The 23,387-nt window shown below is 60.1% G+C and carries 22 protein-coding genes and 2 tRNA genes; 3 read left to right on the top strand and 21 right to left on the bottom strand.

What is annotated here, in order from left to right; genetic code table 11:
• Positions 1 to 2: 2 nt before the first annotated feature.
• From nusA to rlmE, 10 genes are all read right to left on the bottom strand, one after another.
• Positions 3 to 1,484, bottom strand: coding sequence for a transcription termination factor NusA (gene nusA / locus KI241_RS03860; protein WP_042728705.1), 1,482 nt, complete (start codon positions 1,482 to 1,484; stop codon positions 3 to 5).
• 59 nt (positions 1,485 to 1,543) lie between these two features.
• Entirely contained in the window at positions 1,544 to 2,002 is a 459-nt protein-coding gene (gene rimP / locus KI241_RS03855) for a ribosome maturation factor RimP (RefSeq protein ID WP_042728716.1), read from the bottom strand.
• Between the two features lie 140 nt (positions 2,003 to 2,142).
• Positions 2,143 to 2,219, bottom strand: a tRNA-Met gene (locus tag KI241_RS03850).
• Positions 2,220 to 2,316: 97 nt separating this feature from the next.
• Positions 2,317 to 2,402: transfer RNA gene (locus KI241_RS03845), tRNA-Leu, on the bottom strand.
• Between the two features lie 21 nt (positions 2,403 to 2,423).
• Positions 2,424 to 2,807: a preprotein translocase subunit SecG gene (gene secG / locus KI241_RS03840; protein WP_080964337.1), complete on the bottom strand. Its 384-nt coding sequence runs from the start codon at positions 2,805 to 2,807 to the stop codon at positions 2,424 to 2,426.
• A gap of 4 nt (positions 2,808 to 2,811) precedes the next feature.
• Positions 2,812 to 3,567 (bottom strand): triose-phosphate isomerase, encoded by a 756-nt coding sequence (gene tpiA / locus KI241_RS03835; RefSeq protein WP_042728703.1) that lies wholly within the window; start codon positions 3,565 to 3,567, stop codon positions 2,812 to 2,814.
• Between the two features lie 66 nt (positions 3,568 to 3,633).
• Entirely contained in the window at positions 3,634 to 4,971 is a 1,338-nt protein-coding gene (gene glmM, locus KI241_RS03830) for a phosphoglucosamine mutase (protein ID WP_042728702.1), read from the bottom strand.
• A 16-nt stretch (positions 4,972 to 4,987) separates the two neighbouring features.
• Positions 4,988 to 5,839 carry a dihydropteroate synthase gene (gene folP, locus KI241_RS03825; RefSeq protein WP_053145625.1) on the bottom strand — a complete coding sequence of 284 codons (852 nt, stop codon included), beginning with the start codon at positions 5,837 to 5,839 and terminating at the stop codon, positions 4,988 to 4,990.
• A gap of 8 nt (positions 5,840 to 5,847) precedes the next feature.
• Positions 5,848 to 7,758 (bottom strand): ATP-dependent zinc metalloprotease FtsH, encoded by a 1,911-nt coding sequence (gene ftsH, locus KI241_RS03820; protein ID WP_047738366.1) that lies wholly within the window; start codon positions 7,756 to 7,758, stop codon positions 5,848 to 5,850.
• Between the two features lie 191 nt (positions 7,759 to 7,949).
• On the bottom strand, positions 7,950 to 8,600 hold the full coding sequence (gene rlmE, locus KI241_RS03815) for a 23S rRNA (uridine(2552)-2'-O)-methyltransferase RlmE (RefSeq protein WP_039592319.1): 651 nt from the start codon (positions 8,598 to 8,600) through the stop codon (positions 7,950 to 7,952).
• Positions 8,601 to 8,707: 107 nt separating this feature from the next.
• Between rlmE and KI241_RS03810 the strand changes: the two genes are divergently transcribed.
• On the top strand, positions 8,708 to 9,016 hold the full coding sequence (locus KI241_RS03810) for a YhbY family RNA-binding protein (RefSeq protein ID WP_003177852.1): 309 nt from the start codon (positions 8,708 to 8,710) through the stop codon (positions 9,014 to 9,016).
• Positions 9,017 to 9,025: 9 nt separating this feature from the next.
• Here the strand turns inward: KI241_RS03810 and KI241_RS03805 are convergent, their stop codons facing one another.
• From KI241_RS03805 to grpE, 8 genes are all read right to left on the bottom strand, one after another.
• Positions 9,026 to 9,430, bottom strand: coding sequence for a hypothetical protein (locus tag KI241_RS03805; protein ID WP_042728699.1), 405 nt, complete (start codon positions 9,428 to 9,430; stop codon positions 9,026 to 9,028).
• Positions 9,431 to 9,458: 28 nt separating this feature from the next.
• The gene (gene greA / locus KI241_RS03800) at positions 9,459 to 9,935 is read right to left on the bottom strand and encodes a transcription elongation factor GreA (protein ID WP_042728715.1); all 477 of its coding nucleotides are present in this window, start codon (positions 9,933 to 9,935) and stop codon (positions 9,459 to 9,461) included.
• A 2-nt stretch (positions 9,936 to 9,937) separates the two neighbouring features.
• Positions 9,938 to 13,159 carry a carbamoyl-phosphate synthase large subunit gene (gene carB, locus KI241_RS03795; RefSeq protein WP_042728698.1) on the bottom strand — a complete coding sequence of 1,074 codons (3,222 nt, stop codon included), beginning with the start codon at positions 13,157 to 13,159 and terminating at the stop codon, positions 9,938 to 9,940.
• Between the two features lie 105 nt (positions 13,160 to 13,264).
• Positions 13,265 to 14,401: a glutamine-hydrolyzing carbamoyl-phosphate synthase small subunit gene (gene carA / locus KI241_RS03790; RefSeq protein ID WP_042728697.1), complete on the bottom strand. Its 1,137-nt coding sequence runs from the start codon at positions 14,399 to 14,401 to the stop codon at positions 13,265 to 13,267.
• Between the two features lie 255 nt (positions 14,402 to 14,656).
• Positions 14,657 to 15,463, bottom strand: a complete 807-nt coding sequence (gene dapB, locus KI241_RS03785) for a 4-hydroxy-tetrahydrodipicolinate reductase (RefSeq protein ID WP_042728696.1) — start codon at positions 15,461 to 15,463, stop codon at positions 14,657 to 14,659.
• 9 nt (positions 15,464 to 15,472) lie between these two features.
• Positions 15,473 to 16,597: a molecular chaperone DnaJ gene (gene dnaJ / locus KI241_RS03780; RefSeq protein ID WP_042728695.1), complete on the bottom strand. Its 1,125-nt coding sequence runs from the start codon at positions 16,595 to 16,597 to the stop codon at positions 15,473 to 15,475.
• A 368-nt stretch (positions 16,598 to 16,965) separates the two neighbouring features.
• Positions 16,966 to 18,918, bottom strand: a complete 1,953-nt coding sequence (gene dnaK / locus KI241_RS03775; protein ID WP_256207084.1) for a molecular chaperone DnaK — start codon at positions 18,916 to 18,918, stop codon at positions 16,966 to 16,968.
• A gap of 65 nt (positions 18,919 to 18,983) precedes the next feature.
• Positions 18,984 to 19,550: a nucleotide exchange factor GrpE gene (gene grpE / locus KI241_RS03770; protein ID WP_042730874.1), complete on the bottom strand. Its 567-nt coding sequence runs from the start codon at positions 19,548 to 19,550 to the stop codon at positions 18,984 to 18,986.
• A gap of 241 nt (positions 19,551 to 19,791) precedes the next feature.
• Here grpE and recN point away from each other — a divergent pair, with 241 nt between their 5' ends.
• On the top strand, positions 19,792 to 21,465 hold the full coding sequence (gene recN, locus KI241_RS03765) for a DNA repair protein RecN (RefSeq protein ID WP_042730875.1): 1,674 nt from the start codon (positions 19,792 to 19,794) through the stop codon (positions 21,463 to 21,465).
• Between the two features lie 86 nt (positions 21,466 to 21,551).
• On the opposite strand, the gene fur is transcribed toward recN, so the two are convergent.
• Positions 21,552 to 21,956, bottom strand: a complete 405-nt coding sequence (gene fur, locus KI241_RS03760; protein ID WP_042730876.1) for a ferric iron uptake transcriptional regulator — start codon at positions 21,954 to 21,956, stop codon at positions 21,552 to 21,554.
• Positions 21,957 to 22,053: 97 nt separating this feature from the next.
• Between fur and KI241_RS03755 the strand changes: the two genes are divergently transcribed.
• Entirely contained in the window at positions 22,054 to 22,581 is a 528-nt protein-coding gene (locus tag KI241_RS03755; RefSeq protein ID WP_042730877.1) for an outer membrane protein assembly factor BamE, read from the top strand.
• Positions 22,582 to 22,637: 56 nt separating this feature from the next.
• Here KI241_RS03755 and KI241_RS03750 read toward each other — a convergent pair whose 3' ends face one another.
• Both KI241_RS03750 and KI241_RS03745 read right to left on the bottom strand, forming a co-directional pair.
• Positions 22,638 to 22,940, bottom strand: a complete 303-nt coding sequence (locus KI241_RS03750) for an RnfH family protein (RefSeq protein WP_047738369.1) — start codon at positions 22,938 to 22,940, stop codon at positions 22,638 to 22,640.
• Positions 22,937 to 23,380 (bottom strand): type II toxin-antitoxin system RatA family toxin, encoded by a 444-nt coding sequence (locus KI241_RS03745; protein ID WP_042730879.1) that lies wholly within the window; start codon positions 23,378 to 23,380, stop codon positions 22,937 to 22,939. The genes KI241_RS03750 and KI241_RS03745 overlap by 4 nt, the downstream gene beginning before the upstream one ends.
• Positions 23,381 to 23,387 lie beyond the last annotated feature (7 nt).

The following is a 23,387-nucleotide window of genomic DNA, read 5'->3' as shown; positions in this document are numbered from 1 at the left end:
TATTACTCGAACCAGTGGGCTCGGGCGGCCATGATCAACTTGCCGGCACGATCATCGTCAATGCCGTCGATGTCGAGCAGGTCGTCAATAGACTGCTCGGCCAGGTCTTCGCGGGTAATTACGCCGCGCACCGCCAGTTCCATCGCCAAATCCTTGTCCATGCCCTCAAGCGAGAGCAGGTCTTCGGCCGGATGGGCGTCTGCCAGCTTTTCCTCAGTAGCGATGGCTTTGGTCAACAAGCGATCCTTGGCCCGAGCGCGAAGCTCGTTGACGATTTCCTCGTCAAAGCCGTCGATGTTGAGCATCTCCTCCACCGGTACGTAGGCAATCTCTTCCAGGCTGGTAAAGCCTTCATCCACCAGCACCTGTGCCAGCTCTTCATCGACTTCAAGCTCTTCGATGAAGTTGCGCAGGATGTCGCCGGTTTCAGCTTGCTGCTTAGCCTGGATGTCCGATTCGGTCATCACGTTCAGGGTCCAGCCAGTCAACTGGCTCGCCAGACGCACGTTCTGACCGCCGCGACCAATGGCCTGAGCCAGATTGTCTGCGCCAACGGCGATGTCCATGGCATGGGCATCTTCGTCGACGATAATTGCCGCCACTTCAGCAGGCGACATGGCATTGATCACGAACTGAGCCGGGTTATCGTCCCACAGGACGATGTCCACACGCTCGCCGCCCAACTCGCCGGATACGGCCTGGACACGCGAACCGCGCATGCCGATGCAGGCGCCTTGCGGGTCGATGCGCTTGTCCTTGGAGCGGACCGCGATCTTGGCGCGCGAACCCGGATCACGGGAGGCGGCCATGACTTCGATCAGGCCTTCGGCAATTTCCGGCACTTCGATGCGGAACAACTCGATCAGCATTTCCGGCGCTGTACGCGACAGGATCAACTGCGGGCCGCGGTTCTCGGTGCGGATTTCCTTGAGCAGCGCACGCAGGCGCACGCCGACACGGAAAGTTTCGCGGGAAATAATGTCTTCACGGGCCAGCAACGCTTCGGCGTTGTTGCCCAGGTCGACGATCACGTTGTCGCGGGTAACTTTTTTCACGGTGCCGGAGATGATTTCCCCGAGGCGCTCGCGGTAAGCGTCGACCACCTGTGCACGCTCGGCCTCGCGAACCTTTTGCACGATGACCTGCTTGGCGGTCTGTGCAGCAATGCGGCCGAACTCGATGGACTCGATCTTCTCTTCGACGACATCACCGACCTTGGCACCCGGATGCGTTTGCGCAACCTTGCTCGGCCAGGTTTCGATAGCGGGATCGTCCAGGTCGGCTTCCTCGACGACCGTCCAGCGACGGAATGTCTCGTAGGCACCCGTGTGGCGATTGATCTCCACACGCAAATCAACTTCGTCTTCAAACCGCTTCTTGGTAGCAGTGGCCAGGGCCAGCTCCAGCGCTTCAAAAATCACGTTAGCCGGTACGCCCTTTTCATTGGATACCGACTCAACAACCAGCAGTACTTCTTTGCTCATCGTACGCCTCGCCTTTCGCAAGCCATTGGATCCGCGGGATCCGCAGTATCTGGCACGTATCAGTCAAAACTGGGAATAATGTTGGCCTTGTCGATCATATCGATCGGCAACAGGAACTCATGGTCATCTACCTGCACCACGACATCCTGTTCTTCTATACCGCGCAGAAGGCCTTGGAAGTTGCGTCGACCTTCGAAAGGCGAACGCAGCCTGATCTTCACTTGTTCACCGGCAAACGAAGCAAACTGTTCAAGGGTGAACAGCGGGCGTTCCATGCCAGGCGAGGAAACTTCAAGGGTATATTCGGAGGCGATTGGATCTTCAACATCCAGTACACCGCTGATCTGACGGCTGACGATGGCGCAATCGTCCACCAACACGCCGCCTTCCTTATCGATATAAACGCGCAACAGTGAGTGGCGACCTTGAGCCGAAAACTCAATACCCCAGCATTCATAGCCAAGGGCCACGACCACCGGGGCCAACAAGGCCTGCAACTGTTCTAGCTTGCTCGACACCTGAACCCCCTCGTGCATGTTTGTGCATGCTGTGCAAATAAAAAAAAATGGGCGAATCGCCCATCCCTGAAACGCCGTCAAGCAACGGCGCTATAAAGTGTCCAGCTAACAAAAAGCCCCTTGGAAGGGGCCTCTGAAACTGGTTGCGGGAGCCGGATTTGAACCGACGACCTTCGGGTTATGAGCCCGACGAGCTACCAGACTGCTCCATCCCGCGACAAAGCTGGGGCGGAAGTATACGACCGATCCATTACAGGGTCAATGTAACCCTTCCACCTACAAGAAAGCCCGCAATTGCGGGCTCTCCTGATAATTGGTACCGAGAAGGGGACTCGAACCCCTACACCCTATGGGCACAACCACCTCAAGGTTGCGTGTCTACCAATTCCACCACCTCGGCAATACAGCGTTTGAAACCTTCTTACTTCTGCTCTTGAGCTGGAGGCACGTCAGTCGCCGGATTGGCCGACTTTTGCTCTTGAAGCACCGGGACATCATCAGAAGCCGGTTGTTGCTTAGGTGTCTCCAGTACCGCTGGGTTTGGCAAACCTACTTGAGTCAGCTCATGAGCTTTCTCTTTAGCAAAGTAACCTAACCCCAAGCTGGTCATGAAGAAACCGGCGGCAAGTATAGCAGTAAACTTACTAAGAAAGGTAGAGGAACCTTGGCTTCCGAACACAGTATTTGAAGCACCTGCACCGAAAGACGCGCCAGCATCCGCACCTTTACCCTGCTGCAGCAATACGAGGGCTACTACACCCAGTGCACCCAGCAGATGAAAAACGACTACGACTGTTTCCAGCATTTTTTCAGTTTCCCGCGGCGCGACAGATCGCACCGAACTCATCTGCATTCAGGGACGCTCCACCAATGAGCCCCCCATCGATATCCGGCATGCCGAACAGTTCGACCGCATTGGCCGCCTTCACGCTGCCGCCGTATAGAAGTCGCGCACCTCGCGCCACTTCAGAATTCTCTGCCGCCAACTGCGCGCGGATGGCTGCGTGCACATCCTGCGCCTGTTGCGGCGAAGCCGTCAGTCCGGTGCCAATGGCCCAGACCGGCTCGTAAGCGATGACTGCCTTTGCAAAGGCGCCGACACCCAGGTCTTCGATGATGCTGCCCAGCTGACGCCCGACAACTTCAAGGGTCTTGCCGGCTTCACGCTGCTCGAGGGTTTCCCCTACACACAACACCGGAGTCAGACCACACGCCTGGGCCGCTGCAAACTTGCGAATCAGGGTCTTGTCCTGCTCGCCCATGATCAGGCGACGCTCGGAGTGTCCGACCAGGACCAGGGTACAACCTGCATCCACCAGCTGACTCGGCGCAACCTCACCGGTCAACGCACCTTGCATGGATTCCACCGCAGAGTTCTGCGCGCCGACCGAAATCGACTTGCCTTTCAAGCCATCAATCACTTGATTGATATACAAGCAAGGCGGGAATACCGCGACGTCAACACCGCTTGGCAAGGCCAGATGACGAAGGCCATTGATCAGCTCAGCGACGCTGGCGCGGGTACCGTGCATCTTCCAGTTACCAGCTACCATAGGGCGACGCATGCTGTACCTCGTCGGTCAAAGTGGGCGCAGATGTTACCCAACCGATTCATGGCTGGCAAGCCGAATTCAGGCAGAAACTTCAGTAACCAGTTTTGCCAGCTCTTCGGCATAGCCTCGAACCTGTGCTTCGTCCTCGCCCTCGACCATCACACGCACCAAAGGCTCTGTACCGGACTTGCGCAGCAACACCCGCCCACGCCCCGCCATCGCCTGTGTCACGCGCTCGCTGGCCTGCTTGACCGTCGCGTGCTCGATCGGATTGGCGCCGCCACCGAAACGCACGTTGATCAGCACCTGCGGACACTTGCGCAACGCCTGGCGCGACTGTGCGAGCCCTTCATCCCGCGCCTTGAGTGCCATCAGCACCTGCAAGGCCGCGATGATCGCATCACCGGTGGTGGTGTGGTCGAAGCACACGATGTGCCCGGAATTCTCGCCACCGATCACCCAGTTGCGTTCCAGCAGCTCCGAGATCACATAACGATCGCCCACGTTGGCCCGCACGAACGGGATATCCAGGTCCGCCAGCGCCAGTTCGAGGCCGAGATTGCTCATTAATGTACCGACGACGCCGCCCTGCAGCTTGCCGCGCCCGTGCAGGTCGCGGGCGATGATGAACAACAACTCGTCACCATCGACCACCGTACCGGTGTGATCGACCATCAGTACCCGGTCACCATCGCCGTCGAAGGCGATACCGAGATCAGCCTGCTCGGCCAGCACCGCAGCCTGCAACGCCTCGGTATGGGTGGAACCACAGTTGTGGTTGATGTTCAGGCCATTGGGCTGGGCGGAAAGCACCACCACTTCAGCACCCAACTCTCGGAATACACTCGGCGCGACTTTATAGGTGGCCCCGTGAGCGCAGTCGACGACGATTTTCAGGCCGGCAAAACTGGTGCCGGTCGGCACACTGCCTTTACAGAATTCGATGTAGCGACCCGATGCGTCGTTGATCCGCGACACCTTGCCGATCTTGCTCGACTCAACCACCGTCATCGGTGTGTCCAGCAGTTCTTCGATCATCAGCTCGATGTCATCCGGCAACTTGGTGCCCTGGCCGGAGAAGAACTTGATGCCGTTATCGTCATGCGGGTTGTGCGAAGCACTGATCACGATCCCGGCCTGCGCCTGGAACGTACGCGTCAGGTAGGCGATGGCTGGCGTCGGCATCGGCCCCAGCAGCATCACATCGGCACCCGCCGAGGTCAGGCCAGCTTCGAGCGCCGATTCGAACATGTAGCCGGAAATACGCGTGTCCTTGCCAACCAACACCTTGCAGGCGCCCATCTTGCGGAACGCCATGCCGGCAGCCCAGCCGAGCTTGAGCATGAAATCCGGAGTAATCGGATATTCGCCGACCCGACCACGAATACCGTCGGTGCCAAAATATTTTTTGCTCATAAGTGCTCCGTCATTCTTATTCGGCTGAATCCACAGCTGCGATCATCCGTACAACATCCATCGTTTCGGCCACGTCATGGACGCGCAATATCCGCGCGCCCTTGGTCAGGGCCAAGGCAGCCAGTGCAAGACCGCCATACAGGCGCTCTCCCACCGGACGCCCCAATGCATTGCCTATCATGCTCTTTCGTGAAACCCCAACCAACAGGGGCCGCCCGAGCGCGTGCAATGCCTGCATATGCTTGAACAGGCTCAGATTGTGATCCAGTGTCTTGGCAAAGCCAAACCCGGGATCAAGGATGATTTTCTCGGCAGGGATGCCCACGGCGGCGCATTGGCTCATGCGCTGGGCCAGGAACTCACTCACCTCGCGGGTCACATCATCATAATGCGGGTCGTTCTGCATGGTGCCGGGCTCGCCGAGCATATGCATCAGGCAAACCGGCAGGCCGGTGGCCGCCGCCGCATCCAGGGCGCCATCGCGCTGCAGCGACCGCACATCGTTGATCAGGCCAGCGCCCAACCGCGCCGTCTCACGCATGACCGCCGGCGTGGACGTATCGACCGAGATAATGACATCGAGCTCACGGTGGATGCGCTCGACAATCGGCGCCACTCGTTCCAGCTCCTCGGTAGGCGAGACAGCCCGCGCACCCGGCCGGGTCGATTCGCCGCCCACATCGATCAGCGTGGCGCCCGCAAGCACCATGGCCTCGGCATGGCGCAACGCAGCATCGAGCTGGCTGAATCGCCCACCATCGGAAAAGGAATCAGGGGTGACATTGAGGATGCCCATGACATGCGCCTGGGCCAAATCAAGAACCCGGTTGCCGCAAGGCAACCGGGTCGAGGACTGAACAGAAGTCATTTCACGCCTTATACATCAGCAGCCGGACCGCCAATCGGTGTTTCCGGACGCTCGCCCTGGACCGCCGGCGGCGTACCGGAAGTACCGGTGCCTCCCGACCAGTCTCGTGGCTCACGAGGCACGCGCCCCGCCATGATGTCATCGATCTGCTCGGCATCGATGGTTTCGTACTTCATCAGTGCATCGGCCATGGCGTCGAGCTTGTCACGGTTGTCCGTGAGAATCTGCTTGGCGGTGCCGTAGCACTGATCGATGATGCTGCGCACTTCGGAGTCGATCAGCTTGGCCGTCTCGCCGGAAAAGCTTGCATGCTGGCCACTGCCACCACGACCGAGGAACACTTCGCCCTCTTCTTCAGCGTACATCAGCGGCCCCAGCTTCTCGGACAGACCCCACTTGGTCACCATGTTCCGGGCAATCTGGCTGGCACGCATGATGTCGTTGGAGGCGCCAGTGGTCACACCGTCAAAGCCCAATGTCATCTCTTCGGCGATACGACCGCCGTACAGCGAACAGATCTGGCTGATCAGCGCCCGCTTGGACAGGCTGTAACGATCTTCTTCCGGCAGGAACATGGTCACGCCCAGGGCACGACCACGGGGAATGATCGAGACCTTGTAGACCGGGTCATGCTCGGGCACCACACGACCGACGATGGCGTGACCCGCCTCGTGGTAGGCCGTGTTCTGCTTTTCCTTCTCGGACATGACCATGGATTTGCGCTCTGCGCCCATCATGATCTTGTCCTTGGCCAGTTCGAATTCCTTCATTTCCACCAGGCGCTTGCCGGAACGAGCGGCAAACAGCGAGGCCTCGTTGACCAGGTTGGCCAGGTCGGCACCGGAGAAGCCAGGCGTACCACGGGCGATGACGGCCGGAGCGACGTCGTCACCCATCGGCACCTTGCGCATATGGACCTTGAGAATCTGCTCACGACCACGAATGTCCGGCAACCCCACCACGACCTGACGGTCGAAGCGACCTGGACGCAACAGCGCAGGGTCCAGCACGTCGGGACGGTTGGTGGCGGCAATCACGATGATGCCATCGTTCATTTCGAAACCGTCCATCTCCACCAGCAACTGGTTGAGGGTCTGTTCGCGCTCGTCGTGACCGCCGCCCATGCCGGCGCCACGATGGCGACCGACCGCGTCGATTTCGTCGATGAAGATGATGCACGGCGCATGCTTCTTGGCCTGCTCGAACATGTCACGGACACGGCTTGCACCGACACCCACGAACATTTCCACGAAGTCGGAACCGGAAATCGTGAAGAACGGCACCTTGGCCTCGCCGGCAATCGCCTTGGCCAGCAGGGTCTTACCGGTACCTGGCGGGCCCACCATCAGCACGCCACGCGGGATACGGCCGCCCAGGCGTTGGAACTTGCCCGGGTCGCGCAGGAATTCGACCAGCTCGCCAACCTCTTCCTTGGCTTCGTCGCAACCGGCAACGTCGGCCAGGGTGGTTTTCACCTGGTCTTCGGACAGCAGCCGGGCCTTGCTCTTGCCGAAGCTCATCGGCCCGCCCTTGCCACCGCCACCGCCCTGCATCTGGCGCATGAAGAACATGAACACGGCGATGATCACCAGGATCGGGAAGCTGGCGACCAGCAGCTGGGTCCAGATGCTTTGCTGTTCAGGCTGCTTGCCTTCGACCACGACATGGTTGTCCACCAGGTCGCCGATCAAGCCATTGTCCTGGATCGCCGGACGAATGGTCTTGAAGCTGTCGCCGTCGGTGCGCTTGCCGGTAATCACATAGCCATCAACGGCTACGCGCTCGACCTTGCCATCCTTGACCTGCTGGATGAAGTCGGAATAGTTGAGGGTCTGCGGCTCGTTAGGGCTGGAGAAGTTGTTCATCACGGTCACAAGGACAGCGGCGATGATCAACCACAGGATCAGATTCTTTGCCATATCGTTCAATTAACTACCCTCTGAAGCAAGCTCCGCTACTGGCGCGCGCTTCGCATGATATTCACCGGCCTAACTTACTACATTACCTACGACTCTGGCAGGCGCCGTCTGTAACCCTTTGTGAAACTTTGACCGCATCATTTTCGTTACGCGGCGTTTTCAACGCGAGACAAAAAAATCTATCGCCCCAGTCAGAGACGCTCATCGCTGGCAGCGCCTTCGATACCGCGAAACCCCCGCGCCAGCAGGTACTGCTCGCGCGAACGGTCACGGGACGACAATGGTTTGCGCATTTGCACCTTGTCGAACAACTTGCGTATGCCCTTGTGGTATTCGTCGAAGCCTTCACCCTGGAAGACCTTGATCAAAAAATCACCACCCGGACGCAGAACCCGCCCGGCAAGATCCAGGGCCAGCTCGCTGAGGAACATTGCACGAGGCATGTCGACAGCCGCCAATCCACTCATATTGGGGGCCATATCGGAAATCACAAGGTCAACCTCGGTATTTCCGACGGCCTCCAGGATTTTTGCCAATACGGCGTCTTCGGTAAAATCGCCCTGAATGAAGGTCACGTCAGGGATGCCGTCCATTTCCAGGATGTCGGAGGCGATCAACCGCCCCTGGCCACCAATCAGACGACTGGTCACCTGGGACCAGCCGCCCGGCGCCGCGCCGAGGTCGATCACGGTCATGCCGGGACGGATCAGGCGATCCTTTTCCTGGATCTCCAGCAATTTATAGCTGGCACGAGAGCGATAGCCGTCCTTTTGCGCCATTTTGACGTACGGATCGTTGAAATGCTCTTTGAGCCAGTTCTGGCTAGTCTTGGAACGGGCCACGGGCCACCTCTAAAAATAAAACGGGTCGTGATTAAGTGGGCGGTCCCGGACTCGCTCGGGTAAACTGGCCGCCGCTTTTTTACAAGATCAGACGCAGGGGTCAGATTATGCCGCTCACTCAAGAGCAGAAGAAACAATACAAATCCATTGGCCACCATCTGAAACCGGTTTTGACTGTGGCTGACAACGGTTTGACTGAAGGTGTACTCGCCGAGCTGGAACGCGCACTGGGTGATCATGAGCTGATCAAGATCAAGCTCAATATCCTCGACCGCGAAGCCCGCCTGGCTGCCGTTGCTGAACTGTGCAAGACCGGCAAGGCCGACCTGGTGCAGGTCATCGGCAAGATGGCACTGATTTATCGCAAGAACTTCAGCGTCAACAAGCAACTGTCGAACGTTCACCGCTTCAAGTGATGCCAAGGCTCAAGGGTGTGCTTCGCGCACCCTGCCGCTCCACCCGGGAACCGGTTGCAGCACCAGCACCAAACCGGAAAACCCCAGCACCAGGTAACTGAAGACCTGCCACTGGCTTGCATCCGGCCAGCCAAGCCGCACGGCAAAGAACATCCCGCACGCGTACAAGGCCATGAGCAGCAATTGCCCACGAATGTCGCGCCATAGGCTGGCAAGGCCCTCGGCCTGAACCAGCACCAAAGCCTGAACCGTCACGCACACTGCACAAAAACCCACCAGCAGTGCCGTCAGCATACTCGCGATTTCATCGATGAGCAGCGGTGCCAGGCCGATTCGGCCCAGCACCGGCAGCAAACCGATGTGCAACAACCACACGCCGCCCACCCACAACATCTGGGCAAGCTGCCAGATCATGGCGCCGGCACGTAGCGGGCGCCTTCGCTCAGACGTGACGGACTTCGACAATCTCATACTCGATGACACCGCCAGGTGTCTTCACCGCCACCACATCGCCCTCTTCCTTGGCAATCAAGGCGCGGGCAATAGGCGAACCGACAGAGATCTTGCCGAGTTTGATGTCAGCCTCATCCTCACCCACGATCTGGTAGGTAACGCTTTCATCCGTCTCGACGTTGGCGATTTCCACGGTGGTGCCGAAGATCACCTTGCCGGTGTGAGGAATGGTCGTGACGTCGATGATCACCGCATTTTGCAGGCGACCCTCGATATCGCGAACCCGCGCCTCGACCATGCCCTGCTCTTCACGGGCGGCATGGTACTCGGCGTTTTCCTTCAGATCCCCCAGCTCACGCGCTTCACCAATGGCCTGACTCAAGCGCGGGCGCTCGACCTTGGTCAGGTGAGCGTGTTCTTCTTCCAGGGCCTTGGCGCCCTGAACGGTCATCGGGTACTTGGTTATGCTCATGCCTTCAATCCTGCATGTAGATCCTGCAAGCGGCGCACGGTCTTCTCGGGACCGAACTTGAGCGCTTCGCAGATCGCTTCGCCCGCAGCAATGGTCGTGGTGCAGTAGATCTTGTGCTGCAGGGCGTTGCGACGAATGGAGTAGGAATCGGCGATCGACTGGCGACCCTCGGTGGTGTTGATGATCAGCGTGACTTCGTCATTCTTGATCATGTCGACCACGTGCGGACGGCCCTCGGTCACCTTGTTCACGCGGCGCACTTTCAGGCCTGCCGCCTCGATCAGCTTGGCAGTACCGGCAGTGGCGACCACTTCGAAGCCCAAGTTGATCAGATCACGGGCCACGCCTGCAACCAGTGGCTTGTCGTCATCACGCACGCTGATGAACGCCGTACCACCGGTCGGCAGCACTTCGCTGGCGCCCATCTGGGCCTTGGCGAAGGCTTCGCCGAAGGTGTCACCGACGCCCATCACTTCACCGGTGGATTTCATTTCCGGGCCGAGGATCGGGTCGACACCTGGGAACTTGGCGAACGGGAACACCGCCTCTTTCACGCTGTAGAAATTCGGGATGATTTCCTTGGTGAAGCCCAGTTCCTTCAGGGTTTTGCCAGCCATGACGCGCGCGGCGATCATGGCCAGGGAAACACCGATGCACTTGGAGACGAACGGCACGGTACGCGAAGCGCGCGGGTTGACCTCGATGACGTAGATGTCTTCGCCCTGAAGCGCCAACTGCACGTTCATCAAGCCGACAACACCCAGTTCCAGGGCCATTTTCTTGACCTGCTCGCGCATCTCGTCCTGGATGTGGGCCGGCAGCGAGTAAGGCGGCAGCGAGCACGCGGAGTCACCGGAGTGAACACCGGCCTGCTCGATGTGCTGCATGATCGCGCCAATCACCACGTCCTTGCCGTCGCAGACCGCATCCACGTCCATTTCGATGGCGCAGTTGAGGAAGTGGTCCAGCAGCACCGGGCTATCGTTGGACACCTGGACCGCTTCGCGCAGGTAGCGCTTGAGTTCTTCTTCCTGGTAGACGATTTCCATCGCACGGCCGCCCAATACGTAGGACGGACGCACCACCAGCGGGTAGCCGATCTTGGCGGCGGCACGAATCGCTTCGTCTTCGCTGCGCACGGTGGCGTTTGGCGGCTGGCGCAGGTTCAGGCGCTCGACCATCTGCTGGAAGCGCTCACGGTCTTCGGCGCGGTCGATCGCGTCCGGGCTGGTGCCGATGATCGGTACGCCGGCGGCTTCCAGGGCACGCGCCAGTTTCAGCGGGGTCTGGCCGCCGTACTGGACGATGACGCCCTTGGGCTTCTCGACGCGGACGATTTCCAGCACGTCTTCCAGGGTCACTGGCTCGAAGTACAGGCGGTCGGAGGTGTCGTAGTCGGTGGAGACGGTTTCCGGGTTGCAGTTGACCATGATGGTCTCGTACCCGTCATCGCGCAGGGCCAGTGCAGCGTGCACGCAGCAGTAGTCGAACTCGATGCCCTGGCCGATCCGGTTAGGGCCACCGCCCAGGATCATGATCTTGTCGCGGGTCGAAGGCGCGGCTTCGCACTCTTCTTCGTACGTGGAGTACAGGTACGCGGTATCGGTGGCGAACTCGGCCGCGCAGGTGTCGACGCGCTTGTAGACCGGGAAAACTTCCAGCTTGTGGCGATGGGCGCGCAGGCTCTTCTCGGTCACGCCGAGCAGCTTGGCCAGGCGCTGGTCCGAGAAGCCCTTGCGCTTGAGGCGGAACATCATGTCGCGGTCGATGCTGGACATGCCCAGGGTCTTGACCTTTTCTTCGTCCTTGATCAGGTCTTCGATCTGCACCAGGAACCAAGGGTCGATCATGTTCATGCCGAAGATCTGCTCGACGGTCATGCCGGCACGGAAGGCATCGGCCACGTACCAGATGCGCTCGGCGCCTGGCACGGTCAGCTCGCGCTTGAGCTCGCTCATGCTGTCCGGATGGCTCAGGTCCAGCTTCGGATCGAGGCCGCAGACACCGACTTCCAGGCCGCGAAGGGCTTTCTGCAGGGACTCCTGGAAGGTCCGGCCAATCGCCATGACTTCACCGACCGACTTCATCTGGGTGGTCAGGCGGGCATCGGCCTTGGCGAACTTCTCGAAGGCAAAGCGCGGCAGCTTGGTGACGACGTAGTCGATGGACGGCTCGAAGGACGCCGGGGTCTTGCCGCCGGTGATGTCGTTCGACAGTTCGTCGAGGGTGTAGCCCACGGCCAGCTTGGCCGCGACCTTGGCGATCGGGAAACCCGTGGCTTTCGAGGCCAGGGCCGACGAGCGGGATACCCGCGGGTTCATTTCGATGACCACCATGCGACCGGTGTCCGGGCAGATACCGAACTGGACGTTGGAGCCGCCGGTTTCCACGCCGATCTCACGCAGCACCGCCAGGGAGGCGTTACGCAGGATCTGGTATTCCTTGTCCGTCAGGGTCTGGGCCGGCGCGACGGTGATCGAGTCACCGGTGTGCACGCCCATCGGGTCGAAGTTCTCGATGGAGCAGACGATGATGCAGTTGTCCTTTTTGTCGCGGACCACTTCCATCTCGTACTCTTTCCAGCCGATCAGCGATTCGTCGATCAGCAGTTCCTTGGTCGGCGACAAGTCCAGGCCACGGGCGCAGATTTCTTCGAACTCTTCGCGGTTGTAGGCGATACCGCCACCGGTGCCGCCCATGGTGAAGGACGGACGGATGATGCAAGGGAAGCCGAGCTTCTCGAGGACCGCGTTGGCCTCTTCCATGCTGTGGGCGATGCCCGAGCGAGGGCACTCCAGGCCGATGGCCTTCATTGCCTTGTCGAAGCGCGAACGGTCTTCGGCCTTGTCGATGGTGTCGGCGTTGGCACCGATCATTTCCACACCGAATTTTTCCAGGACGCCTTCGCGCTCCAGGTCCAGGGCGCAGTTCAGCGCGGTCTGGCCACCCATGGTCGGCAACAGGGCGTCAGGACGCTCTTTCTCGATGATCTTGGCGACGGTCTGCCATTTGATCGGCTCGATGTAGGTGGCGTCGGCCATGGCCGGGTCGGTCATGATGGTGGCCGGGTTGGAGTTCACCAGGATGACGCGGTAGCCCTCTTCGCGCAGGGCCTTGCAGGCCTGGGCGCCGGAGTAGTCGAACTCGCAGGCCTGGCCGATCACGATCGGGCCAGCGCCGAGAATCAGGATGCTTTTTATGTCTGTACGTTTTGGCATGGGTTTGTCACTCAAATCCGCAGGTCAGTCGGCTAGGCCGTCGAACAATCTTTGAAGCGCCCAAGGGGGCCGCCGCGCTCGGGGCCGCCCTCAGGCTTCGCGCGGTCAGCGTCGCTTGGCCATCTCGTTGATGAAGCGATCGAACAGCGGAGCCACGTCGTTCGGGCCCGGGCTCGCTTCAGGGTGGCCCTGGAAGCTGAACGCGCTCTTGTCGGTACGCTCGATACCTTGCAGCGTGCCGTCGAACAGCGACTTGTGAATCGCCCGCACGTTGGCCGGCAGGGTCGCTTCGTCCACGGCGAAACCGTGGTTCTGGCTGGTGATCATGACGACACCGGTATCCAGGTCCTGCACCGGGTGGTTGGCACCGTGGTGGCCATGACCCATCTTCACGGTCTTGGCGCCCGAGGCGAGGGCCAGCAGTTGATGGCCCAGGCAGATGCCGAATACCGGGATTTCGGTTTCCAGCACTTGCCGGATCGCCTGGATCGCGTAGTCGCAAGGCTCGGGGTCGCCCGGGCCGTTGGACAGGAACACGCCGTCGGGCTTGAGGGCCAGGACGTCGGCGGCCGGGGTTTGTGCCGGCACCACGGTCACGCGGCAACCGCGCTCGACCAGCATGCGCAGGATGTTCAGCTTGACGCCGTAGTCGTAGGCCACCACGTGATACGGCAGCTCGGACGCTTCGATCGTTGGGTGGCTGTCGGTCTTCAGGCTCCAGACCGAGGAACGCCACTCGTACTGCGTCTTGGTGCTGACGACTTTCGCCAGGTCCATGCCCTTGAGGCCCGGGAACCCTTGGGCGGCAGCGATGGCGGCTTCTTCGGAGATATTGTCGCCGGCCATGATGCAGCCGTTTTGCGCGCCCTTCTCCCGCAGGATACGGGTCAGACGGCGAGTGTCGATACCGGCGATCGCCACGACGTTGTTGGCTTTCAGGTAATCGGACAGGGACATCGTGTTACGCCAGTTGCTCGCTACCAGCGGCAGGTCACGGATGACCAGGCCGGCGGACCAGACACGATCGGACTCGGCATCTTCCGGCGTGGTACCGGTGTTGCCGATGTGCGGGTAAGTCAGGGTAACGATTTGCTGGGCGTAGGAAGGATCGGTAAGAATTTCCTGATAGCCGGTCATTGCGGTGTTAAACACCACCTCACCAACGGTCTGACCGTCGGCTCCAATGGCTTCGCCGCGAAAAATGCTGCCATCAGCAAGGGCGAGTATGGCTGGCTTAGTCAAGAAGACCTCCCGTAAATAAAGCCTGAAAGGGCGATCGCAGGTTGTAAAAAAGCGGAGTGACGTATGGACACGTCACCCCGCTTCTTCACTGAATTATTCTGCGCGCTTTTAGTGGACACACTAAAGCTGTAGCTTACAGAAAAAGGCTTTTTTGGTCCACCGCTAATGAGCCTTAAAGGCAGGGGAATGCGACAGGCCGTCGCGAAGCGGTGCAAAACGGGGCTCAGTATAACGTGAACCCCGCTTTCTTTGGCATCAACGCAGGTCGAGAACGTCCTGCATATCGTACAAACCAGGCTCGCGGCCATCCAGCCACAGTGCGGCACGTACGGCGCCCTTGGCAAAGGTCATCCGGCTCGAAGCCTTGTGGGTGATTTCCAGGCGCTCGCCCTCGGTGGCGAACAGCACCGTGTGATCACCCACCACATCGCCACCGCGCACCGTGGCAAAACCGATGGTGTCGCGCTGGCGAGCGCCGGTATGCCCCTCGCGTCCGTACACGGCCACCTGTTGCAGGTCGCGCCCCAGCGCATCAGCAATCACCTCACCCATGCGCAAGGCCGTTCCCGAAGGCGCGTCGATCTTGTGCCGGTGATGCGCCTCGATGATTTCGATATCCGCATCGTCACCCAGGACCCGGGCTGCCATGTCCAGCAGCTTGAGCGACAGGTTCACGCCCACGCTGAAGTTCGCCGCGAACACGATCGCAATGTCCTTGCCCGCCTCGGCCAGCAACTGCTTTTGCGCAGCGTCCAGCCCGGTGGTGCCGATCACCATGGCCTTGCCGTGCTTACGGCAGATGGCCAGGTTCTTCAGCATCACGTCTGGCAGCGTGAAGTCGATCAGCACATCGAACTCGTCGAGCACCTTTTCCAGGCCGCCAGACATCGGCACGCCAATGCGCCCAAGCGAAGCCAACTCACCCGCGTCCGCGCCCACCAGCGTGCTGTCGGGCCGCACGATGGCCGCCGTCAGGCCGGAGAGCGGCGAGCGCTGCTGCACCGCTTCGACCAACGCCTTGCCCATGCGCCCCGCAGCGCCCATCACAGCTATACGTCGCATGCGACCTCCTTACAGATCGCCGAAGAAGCGCTTCACGCCTTCGAACCAACCGGTGGTTTTCGGGGAGTGGCTGTTGTCACCCTCCAGCGAACTGCGGAACTCCTCCAGCAACTCACGCTGGCGCCGACTCAGGTTGACCGGCGTCTCCACCGCGACGCGGCACATCAGGTCGCCAGCGCCACCGCCGCGCACGGGCGCAACACCTTTGCCGCGGATCCGGAATTGCTTGCCGGTTTGCGTACCCTCGGGAATCTTCAACTTGACGCGACCGTCGAGGGTCGGGATCTCGAGCTCGCCACCCAAGGCCGCATCGACGAAGCTGATAGGCACTTCGCAGAACAGATGCTTGCCGTCGCGCTGGAAGATCGCGTGCTCGCGCACATTGATCACCACGTACAGGTCGCCGGTCGGGCCGCCCTGGGCACCCGCCTCGCCTTCGCCGGACAGACGAATGCGGTCACCGGTATCGACACCGGCCGGCACCTTGACCGACAGCGTCTTGTACTCTTCGACACGCCCTTCGCCGTGGCAGGAGTCGCACGGATCGGAAATGATCTTGCCCTGGCCATGGCAGCGCGGGCAGGTCTGCTGCACCGAGAAGAAGCCCTGTTGCATGCGAACCTGGCCGATGCCACCGCAGGTCGGGCACGTGACGGGCGAGGAACCCTTCTTGGCACCCGAGCCGTCGCACGGCTTGCAATTGACCAGCGTCGGCACGCGGATGTTGACGGTGGTACCGCGCACCGCTTCTTCCAGGTTCAGCTCCAGGGTGTAGCGCAGATCGCTGCCACGCTGGGCGCCGCCACGGGCACCGCCGCGACCGCCACCAAAGAAGTCACTGAACACGTCACCGAAAATGTCGGAGAAGTTCTGGCCGCCAAACCCGGCACCGCCGCCCCCCATGCTCGGGTCGACACCAGCATGACCATACTGGTCGTAGGCCGCGCGCTTGCTGGAGTCGGACAGGACTTCGTAAGCCTCGTTGGCTTCCTTGAACAGTTCCTCGGACGCCTTGTCATCGGGATTACGATCCGGGTGGTGCTTCATCGCCAGACGACGATAGGCCTTTTTCAGCTCTGCCTCGCTGGCCCCCCGCTCAACACCCAATACTTCGTAATAGTCACGCTTTGCCATTAGTCTTTGCACTCTTATAGGACGTTCGGCAAACCTCTCCTGAACCTTGCCAAACTCGTTGAGCCCTCCCCGCAAAGGCCCAGGCCCAACCACGTCGATTCAACGATCCTGGTCTCAGGCTCTGCATGAAAAGCGCCTGCGCAACCCTTCATGCAAACCCACATCTTTCAGCCAGGGAACCGGCCAAAACGCGGTGTCACTTGCCCGGAAAGCAGGAGCATTCCCGTTCACACCGCCAGCGTCCGAGCACTGTCGCACGCTGTAAAAATTCATTGGCTCCAGACACGCCAACGCGGGAGCAAGCCCCCGCGCGGCGACATCCTACCAGCCACCGCACAAATGCAGTCAACCGGCCGACCAACAAGCGATTACTTGTGGTCTTTCACTTCTTCGAACTCGGCGTCCACGACGTCGTCGGCTTTTTCGGCCGATTCGCCCTGTGCCGCCGCGCCCTCGGCAGGTTGAGCCTGCTCGGCGTACATCTTCTGGGCCACTGGCGCGGAGACCTTGGACAGCTCTTCGATCTTCGCTTCGATGGCTGCCTTGTCGTCGCCTTTCACAGCGGCTTCCAGGGCAACCACGGCGGCTTCGATCGCAGTCTTCTCTTCCGCAGTCACTTTGTCACCGGCGTCAGCGATCATCTTGCGAGTCGAGTGCACCAGGGCATCACCCTGGTTACGGGCGCTGGCCAGCTCTTCGAACTTGCGGTCTTCCTCGGCGTTGACTTCAGCATCGCGAACCATCTGCTGAATTTCTTCCTCGGACAGGCCGGAGTTGGCCTTGATCACGATCGACTGGGTCTTGCCGGTGGCCTTGTCTTTCGCGCCGACGTGCAGGATGCCGTTGGCGTCGATGTCGAAGGTCACTTCGATTTGTGGCACGCCACGTGGTGCTGGTGGAATCTCGGCCAGGTCGAACTTGCCCAGGGACTTGTTCTGGGCGGCTTGCTTGCGCTCACCTTGCAGCACGTGAATGGTCACGGCGCTCTGGTTGTCGTCGGCCGTCGAGAACACCTGGGATTTCTTGGTAGGAATCGTGGTGTTCTTCTCGATCAGCGCAGTCATCACGCCACCCATGGTTTCGATACCCAGGGTCAGCGGGCTGACGTCAAGCAGCAGGACGTCCTTCACGTCACCGGCCAGAACGGCGCCCTGGATCGCAGCACCCATGGCAACGGCTTCGTCCGGGTTCACGTCTTTACGTGCTTCTTTGCCGAAGAAATCGGTCACCAGCTTCTGGACCAGTGGCATACGGGTCTGACCGCCCACCAGGATCACGTCGTTGATCGAACCGACGTCGATACCGGCATCTTTCATGGCGATGCGGCAAGGTTCGATGGTGCGTTGAACCAGGTCTTCCACCAGCGCTTCGAGCTTGGCGCGGGAGATCTTCACGTTCAAGTGCTTAGGACCGGTGGCATCTGCGGTGATGTACGGCAGGTTCACGTCGGTCGACTGGCTCGAGGACAGTTCGATCTTGGCTTTTTCAGCGGCTTCTTTCAGACGCTGCATCGCCAGCGGGTCACCCTTGAGGTTCATGCCGCTTTCTTTCTTGAACTCGTCGACGAGGTAGTCGATCAGGCGGATGTCGAAGTCTTCACCACCCAGGAACGTGTCACCGTTGGTTGCCAGTACTTCGAACTGGTGCTCGCCATCGACTTCGGCGATTTCGATCACGGAAACGTCGAAAGTACCACCACCCAGGTCATAGACGATCACGGTGTGGTCGCCCTTGGCCTTGTCCATGCCGTAGGCCAGCGCCGCAGCGGTCGGTTCGTTGATGATACGTTTTACATCCAGGCCCGCGATGCGACCGGCGTCCTTGGTGGCCTGACGCTGGCTGTCGTTGAAGTAGGCAGGCACGGTAATAACGGCTTCGGTGACCGCTTCGCCGAGGTAGTCTTCGGCGGTTTTCTTCATCTTCTTCAGGATTTCAGCCGAAATCTGTGGCGGTGCCATTTTCTGGCCGTTCACTTCGACCCAGGCGTCGCCATTGTCAGCCTTGGCGATTTTGTAAGGCACCATCTTGATGTCTTTCTGAACGACTTCTTCGTCGAACTTGCGACCGATCAGACGCTTCACCGCGTACAGGGTGTTATGCGGATTGGTCACGGCCTGACGCTTGGCCGACTGGCCAACCAGAATTTCGCCATCGTTGGCGTACGCGATGATCGACGGCGTGGTACGCGCGCCTTCGGCGTTTTCAATCACCTTGGCCTTGCCGTTTTCCAGCACGGAGACGCACGAGTTGGTGGTCCCCAGGTCGATACCGATAATCTTGCCCATGTTAACTCTCCCGGAACTTGGATTTGGTTGCCGCAGCAGTGGTGGCTAACTGCGGTAGCACTTAAACGCTTGACTTATAGATGGGGCCGTTACGACCGATTTCAAGCCTGCTCATCAATAGAAGGCGAAACCGGTGCTGGCGCCTTGCTGACCACGACCATGGCCGGGCGCAGCAGGCGGCCGTTGAGCAGATAGCCCTTCTGGAACACCTTCAGGACACTGTTCGGCTCGACGTCGGCACTTTCCTGCATCGCCATGGCCTGGTGATGCTCGGCGTTGAAGGGTTCGCCGTGCGGGTCGATGGCTTCCAGCTGATAACGCTTGAGGGTGTCCTGGAACATTTTCAGGGTCAGCTCGATGCCTTCGCGCATCGGACGGATGTTTTCGTCGTCCGGGCTGGACAGCTCCAGGCCGCGCTCCAGGCTGTCGATGATCGGCAGCAGGTCGCCGGCGAAACGCTCCAGGGCGAATTTGTGGGCTTTTTCCACATCCTGCTCGGCGCGACGGCGGACATTCTGCAGGTCGGCTGCCACACGCAACGCCTGATCCTGCGCGCCGGCCAATTGCTCTTCGAGCACTTGTACACGTGCTGCCAGATCATCACCCGAATCCTGGGGAGCCTGATTGGCGTCTAGATTTTGCGTATCCTGCGTCTGTTCGTCAGCCATAGATTTCTCCTTTCAATTTCGTCCGCGAGCTCGACTCGCGCTTCTGCCCCGGTATATGGGGCCAGGTTTTTCAGCTTCAAGGGCTTGCCGACGAATTAACCTTACAAAAAACAGCTGCATATCCATTCCAGCCAGCGCTAAGAAATGCTTCCGCTCAAGCAAATCGAGCTAAGCGAAGGCATTGTCAGGCCAAAACAAAACACTGTATAAATAACCAGACCTAAAGCCTGGGAGCGGCCTTATGCTGGTGCACCTGTCCGTACACAACTACGCCATCGTCGAACACCTCGACCTCGAACTCGATCGAGGCATGAGCGTGATCACCGGTGAAACCGGTGCCGGCAAATCGATCATGCTCGACGCCCTGGGCCTGACGCTGGGCGATCGCGCCGACAACGGCGTGGTGCGTCCCGGCGCGGACAAGGCCGACATCCTGGCGACCTTCGACCTGGTCGACATCCCCGAAGCCAGTGCCTGGCTGGCCGAGCGCGACCTGGACACCGACGGCCTGTGCATCTTGCGCCGGGTCATCACGGCGGAAGGCCGCTCGCGAGGCTACATCAACGGCACGCCCTGCCCACTGGGCGACCTCAAGGCCCTGGGCGAACTGCTGATCGACATCCATAGCCAGCACGAACACCAATCCCTGCTCAAGACCGACACCCATCGACGCCTGCTCGACGAGTACGCCGGTGCCACCGACCTGGCGCGCCAGGTTCAACTGGCGGCCCAGCGCTGGCGACAAACGCGCCAGGAACTGGACCGACTGTCCAACTCCGGCGACGAACAACGGGCGCGCCACCAACTGCTGAGCTATCAGCTCGAGGAGCTGGAAAACCTGGCCCTGGGCGAAAATGAACTGGAAGAGCTGGAGCAGGAACACAAGAACCTGACCAACGCCGAAGCCCTGCTGGGCATCTGCCGCCAGGTCGTGGAGCAGTGCAGCGAAAGCGATTCGGGAAACGTGCTCAATGCGCTGACCGCCAGCCTGAATCGACTCACCAGCGTGAACAACTCGGTCGGAGCCCTGAACGAAGCGACCAACCTGCTGACGAGTGCACAGATTCAGGTCGAGGAAGCCGTCGGGGAACTGAACCGCTTCCTCGACCACTTCGATGCCGACCCAGCGCGCCTGCAATACCTGGAAGAGCGGCTGGATACCATCTATACCCTGGCACGCAAGCATCGCGTCCAGCCGACCGACGTCGTCGAACTTCAGCAACGCCTGCTGGAGGAACTGGAAACCCTGAACGCCAACGATGAGTCCATCGAGCGCCTGGGGGAGGAACTGGCATCCTACGCCCGTCATTACCAGGAAAAGGCCAAGGAGCTCAGCGCACTTCGGCAGCAGGCCGCCACCGGGCTGGCCAGCGCCGTGGAACAGGAAATCCAGCGCCTGGGCATGCCCGGGGGCCGCTTCACCATCGAGCTGAAACCCAACGCCAGCGATGAACTCCAGCCCAACGGATTGGAGCAAGTGGAATTGCTGGTCAGCGCCAACCCCGGGCAACCGCTCAAGGCCCTGGCAAAAGTCGCCTCGGGCGGTGAGTTGTCACGGATCAGCCTGGCCATCCAGGTCATCACGGCGCAGACCTCGCGCGTGCCGACACTGGTCTTCGACGAAGTGGACGTGGGCATCGGCGGCCCGACGGCGGAGATTGTCGGCCAGTTGCTGCGCCGACTGGGGGAGCGCGGTCAGGTGCTGACCGTCACTCACTTGCCCCAAGTGGCCGCCCAAGGGCACCAGCATCTATTTGTGCATAAGGTGCGCGGCGAGGATGCCACCCGAACGGCCGTGTCCAAGCTCAACAAGAGCGAGCGCGTGGAGGAAGTGGCTCGAATGCTGGGAGGGATCGACCTCACCAAGGAATCCCTGGCCCACGCGAAAAAAATGGTCATCGCCGCAAAAACCTGACATACGACCGATAAAAGCCACAAAGCAAGAAGGCGACCCTGGGGTCGCCTTCTATCGTTTTGGGAGCCGTGGCTCACGCAACGTGCTTACTTCTTTTTGCGCACGTGCAGGACGAGATGGTGGTCGATCAACTCGAAGCCATACTCCTCAGCAATTGCCTTTTGCAGCTTTTCGATTTCCGGGCTGACGAATTCGATGACCTCACGGGTTTCCACGTTCACCATGTGATCGTGATGCTCCCCGTCAGCCAATTCGAAGACCGCATGACCGCCATCGAAATTGTGACGAGCCACAAGACCCGCTGCCTCGAATTGAGTCAGGACACGGTAAACCGTGGCCAGACCAACGTCCTCGCCAGCTTCCATAAGCGCCTTGTAGACGTCTTCGGCACTCATGTGGCGTTGCTCGGCAGAATCGAGCATTTGTAGAATCTTGACCCGTGGCAGGGTCACTTTGAGGCCGGCTTTGCGTAGTTCGCTATTTTCAACCATGGTCAGCTTTCTCGCGATGCTGCTTCGCAGCTTCTCTTAATGCGGGTATGATCGGCGTTTACGTTGTCCCAGCCAAGATAGTGGAAGTCGCCCACCGATGCAAAACACCAAGCTCTTGCTAACCAGTTTCACCTTCGTGGGACTGCTCGCACTCGCCGGTTGTTCATTCCCCGGGGTTTACAAAATCGACATCCAGCAGGGCAATGTCGTCACGCAGGACATGATAGACCAGTTACGCCCGGGAATGACCCGCCGGCAAGTACGGTTTATCATGGGCAACCCCCTGCTCGCCGACACGTTCCATGCCGATCGCTGGGATTATCTGTACAGCTTGCAGCCAGGTGGCGGTGAGCGCCAACAGGAACGCATCAGCGTTATCTTCAATGGCAATGACCAACTCGTCAGCCTGTCGGGCGACTTCATGCCCGGTGTGAGCCGCGACGAGGCCATCATGGGCAAGGACAGCGGCACGACCGTTACCGATCCGACCCAGAACGCCGAAAAGCCGAAACCGGAAAAACCGGCCAAGCCAGGATCGCTGCTGGACCAGATCCAGAAGGATGTGGACAACGTCGAGACCGTACCCGTCCCGACGCCAGAACCGCTGGACACCTCGCCGCAATAATCGGCGACATGAAAAAACCCGGCATGCCGGGTTTTTTATTGCCTCGATTCGACGGACTACTGCTCGGACTGGCGCGCTTGCGCTGCCTTGAGGGCACGCAGGCGACGAATCTCCTTCGGATCCGCCAACAGCGGCCGGTAGATTTCCAGGCGATCGGCGGCTTGCACCAGCTGGTTCTCGGGATCGGCAACCACCTTGCCAAAGATCCCGACCGGGCAGGTCGCCAGATCGAGTTCAGGGAAGGCTTCGGCTACCCCGGAGGCCGTCAACGCCGCGCGCAGGCTCGTACCTTCCGGCACCGCGAATGCGCGCAAGAACTGGCGCTCCAAGCACGCGTACACCACTTCGACTTCAATCAACGCTTGAGCTCTGCGTTCTGCTTGGCACGCTGGCAGAACGCATCGACCAGGGTGTTGGCCGCCTGGTTGAACAGCGGCCCCAGCGTCGCCCGCACCAGTGGACCGGCGTAATCGAAGGACAAGTCCAGGCTGATCTTGCAGGCCTTGTCGCCCAGAGGCTTGAACACCCAGACGCCGTGGAGCTGGTTGAACGGCCCCTCCTCCAGATTCATTTCAATGGACTGCCCCGGCACCAGGGTGTTGCGCGTAACAAAGCGCTGGCTCAACCCACCCTTGGCAATATCGAGACTGGCGCGCATGTGGGTGTCGGAGCTCTCCAGCACCTCGGCGGACGAGCACCACGGCAGGAACTGTGGATAACTGGCCACATCGTTGACCAGGTCGTACAGCGCCTGCGCCGGGTAAGGCAGCAAGGCCGAGCGTTGAATATGTGTCGTCATGTAAGCG

Source organism: Pseudomonas sp. Cab53 (assembly GCF_018325965.1).
In the GTDB taxonomy this organism is placed as follows: Bacteria; Pseudomonadota; Gammaproteobacteria; order Pseudomonadales; family Pseudomonadaceae; genus Aquipseudomonas; species Aquipseudomonas chlororaphis_E.
This window is presented reverse-complemented; position numbering and strand designations above follow the sequence as displayed.

What these genes read in the sequence shown, in the direction of transcription:
- ftsH (WP_047738366.1), bottom strand. Translation starts at nt 7,758, where the DNA reads ATGGCAAAGAATCTGATCCTGTGGTTGATCATCGCCGCTGTCCTTGTG.
- KI241_RS03810 (WP_003177852.1), top strand. Translation starts at nt 8,708, where the DNA reads ATGCCGCTCACTCAAGAGCAGAAGAAACAATACAAATCCATTGGCCAC.
- recN (WP_042730875.1), top strand. Translation starts at nt 19,792, where the DNA reads ATGCTGGTGCACCTGTCCGTACACAACTACGCCATCGTCGAACACCTC.
- dnaJ (WP_042728695.1), bottom strand. Translation starts at nt 16,597, where the DNA reads ATGGCAAAGCGTGACTATTACGAAGTATTGGGTGTTGAGCGGGGGGCC.
- grpE (WP_042730874.1), bottom strand. Translation starts at nt 19,550, where the DNA reads ATGGCTGACGAACAGACGCAGGATACGCAAAATCTAGACGCCAATCAG.
- tpiA (WP_042728703.1), bottom strand. Translation starts at nt 3,567, where the DNA reads ATGCGTCGCCCTATGGTAGCTGGTAACTGGAAGATGCACGGTACCCGC.
- secG (WP_080964337.1), bottom strand. Translation starts at nt 2,807, where the DNA reads ATGCTGGAAACAGTCGTAGTCGTTTTTCATCTGCTGGGTGCACTGGGT.
- carB (WP_042728698.1), bottom strand. Translation starts at nt 13,159, where the DNA reads ATGCCAAAACGTACAGACATAAAAAGCATCCTGATTCTCGGCGCTGGC.
- KI241_RS03755 (WP_042730877.1), top strand. Translation starts at nt 22,054, where the DNA reads ATGCAAAACACCAAGCTCTTGCTAACCAGTTTCACCTTCGTGGGACTG.
- folP (WP_053145625.1), bottom strand. Translation starts at nt 5,839, where the DNA reads ATGACTTCTGTTCAGTCCTCGACCCGGTTGCCTTGCGGCAACCGGGTT.
- KI241_RS03805 (WP_042728699.1), bottom strand. Translation starts at nt 9,430, where the DNA reads ATGATCTGGCAGCTTGCCCAGATGTTGTGGGTGGGCGGCGTGTGGTTG.
- nusA (WP_042728705.1), bottom strand. Translation starts at nt 1,484, where the DNA reads ATGAGCAAAGAAGTACTGCTGGTTGTTGAGTCGGTATCCAATGAAAAG.
- fur (WP_042730876.1), bottom strand. Translation starts at nt 21,956, where the DNA reads ATGGTTGAAAATAGCGAACTACGCAAAGCCGGCCTCAAAGTGACCCTG.
- dapB (WP_042728696.1), bottom strand. Translation starts at nt 15,463, where the DNA reads ATGCGACGTATAGCTGTGATGGGCGCTGCGGGGCGCATGGGCAAGGCG.
- KI241_RS03745 (WP_042730879.1), bottom strand. Translation starts at nt 23,380, where the DNA reads ATGACGACACATATTCAACGCTCGGCCTTGCTGCCTTACCCGGCGCAG.
- glmM (WP_042728702.1), bottom strand. Translation starts at nt 4,971, where the DNA reads ATGAGCAAAAAATATTTTGGCACCGACGGTATTCGTGGTCGGGTCGGC.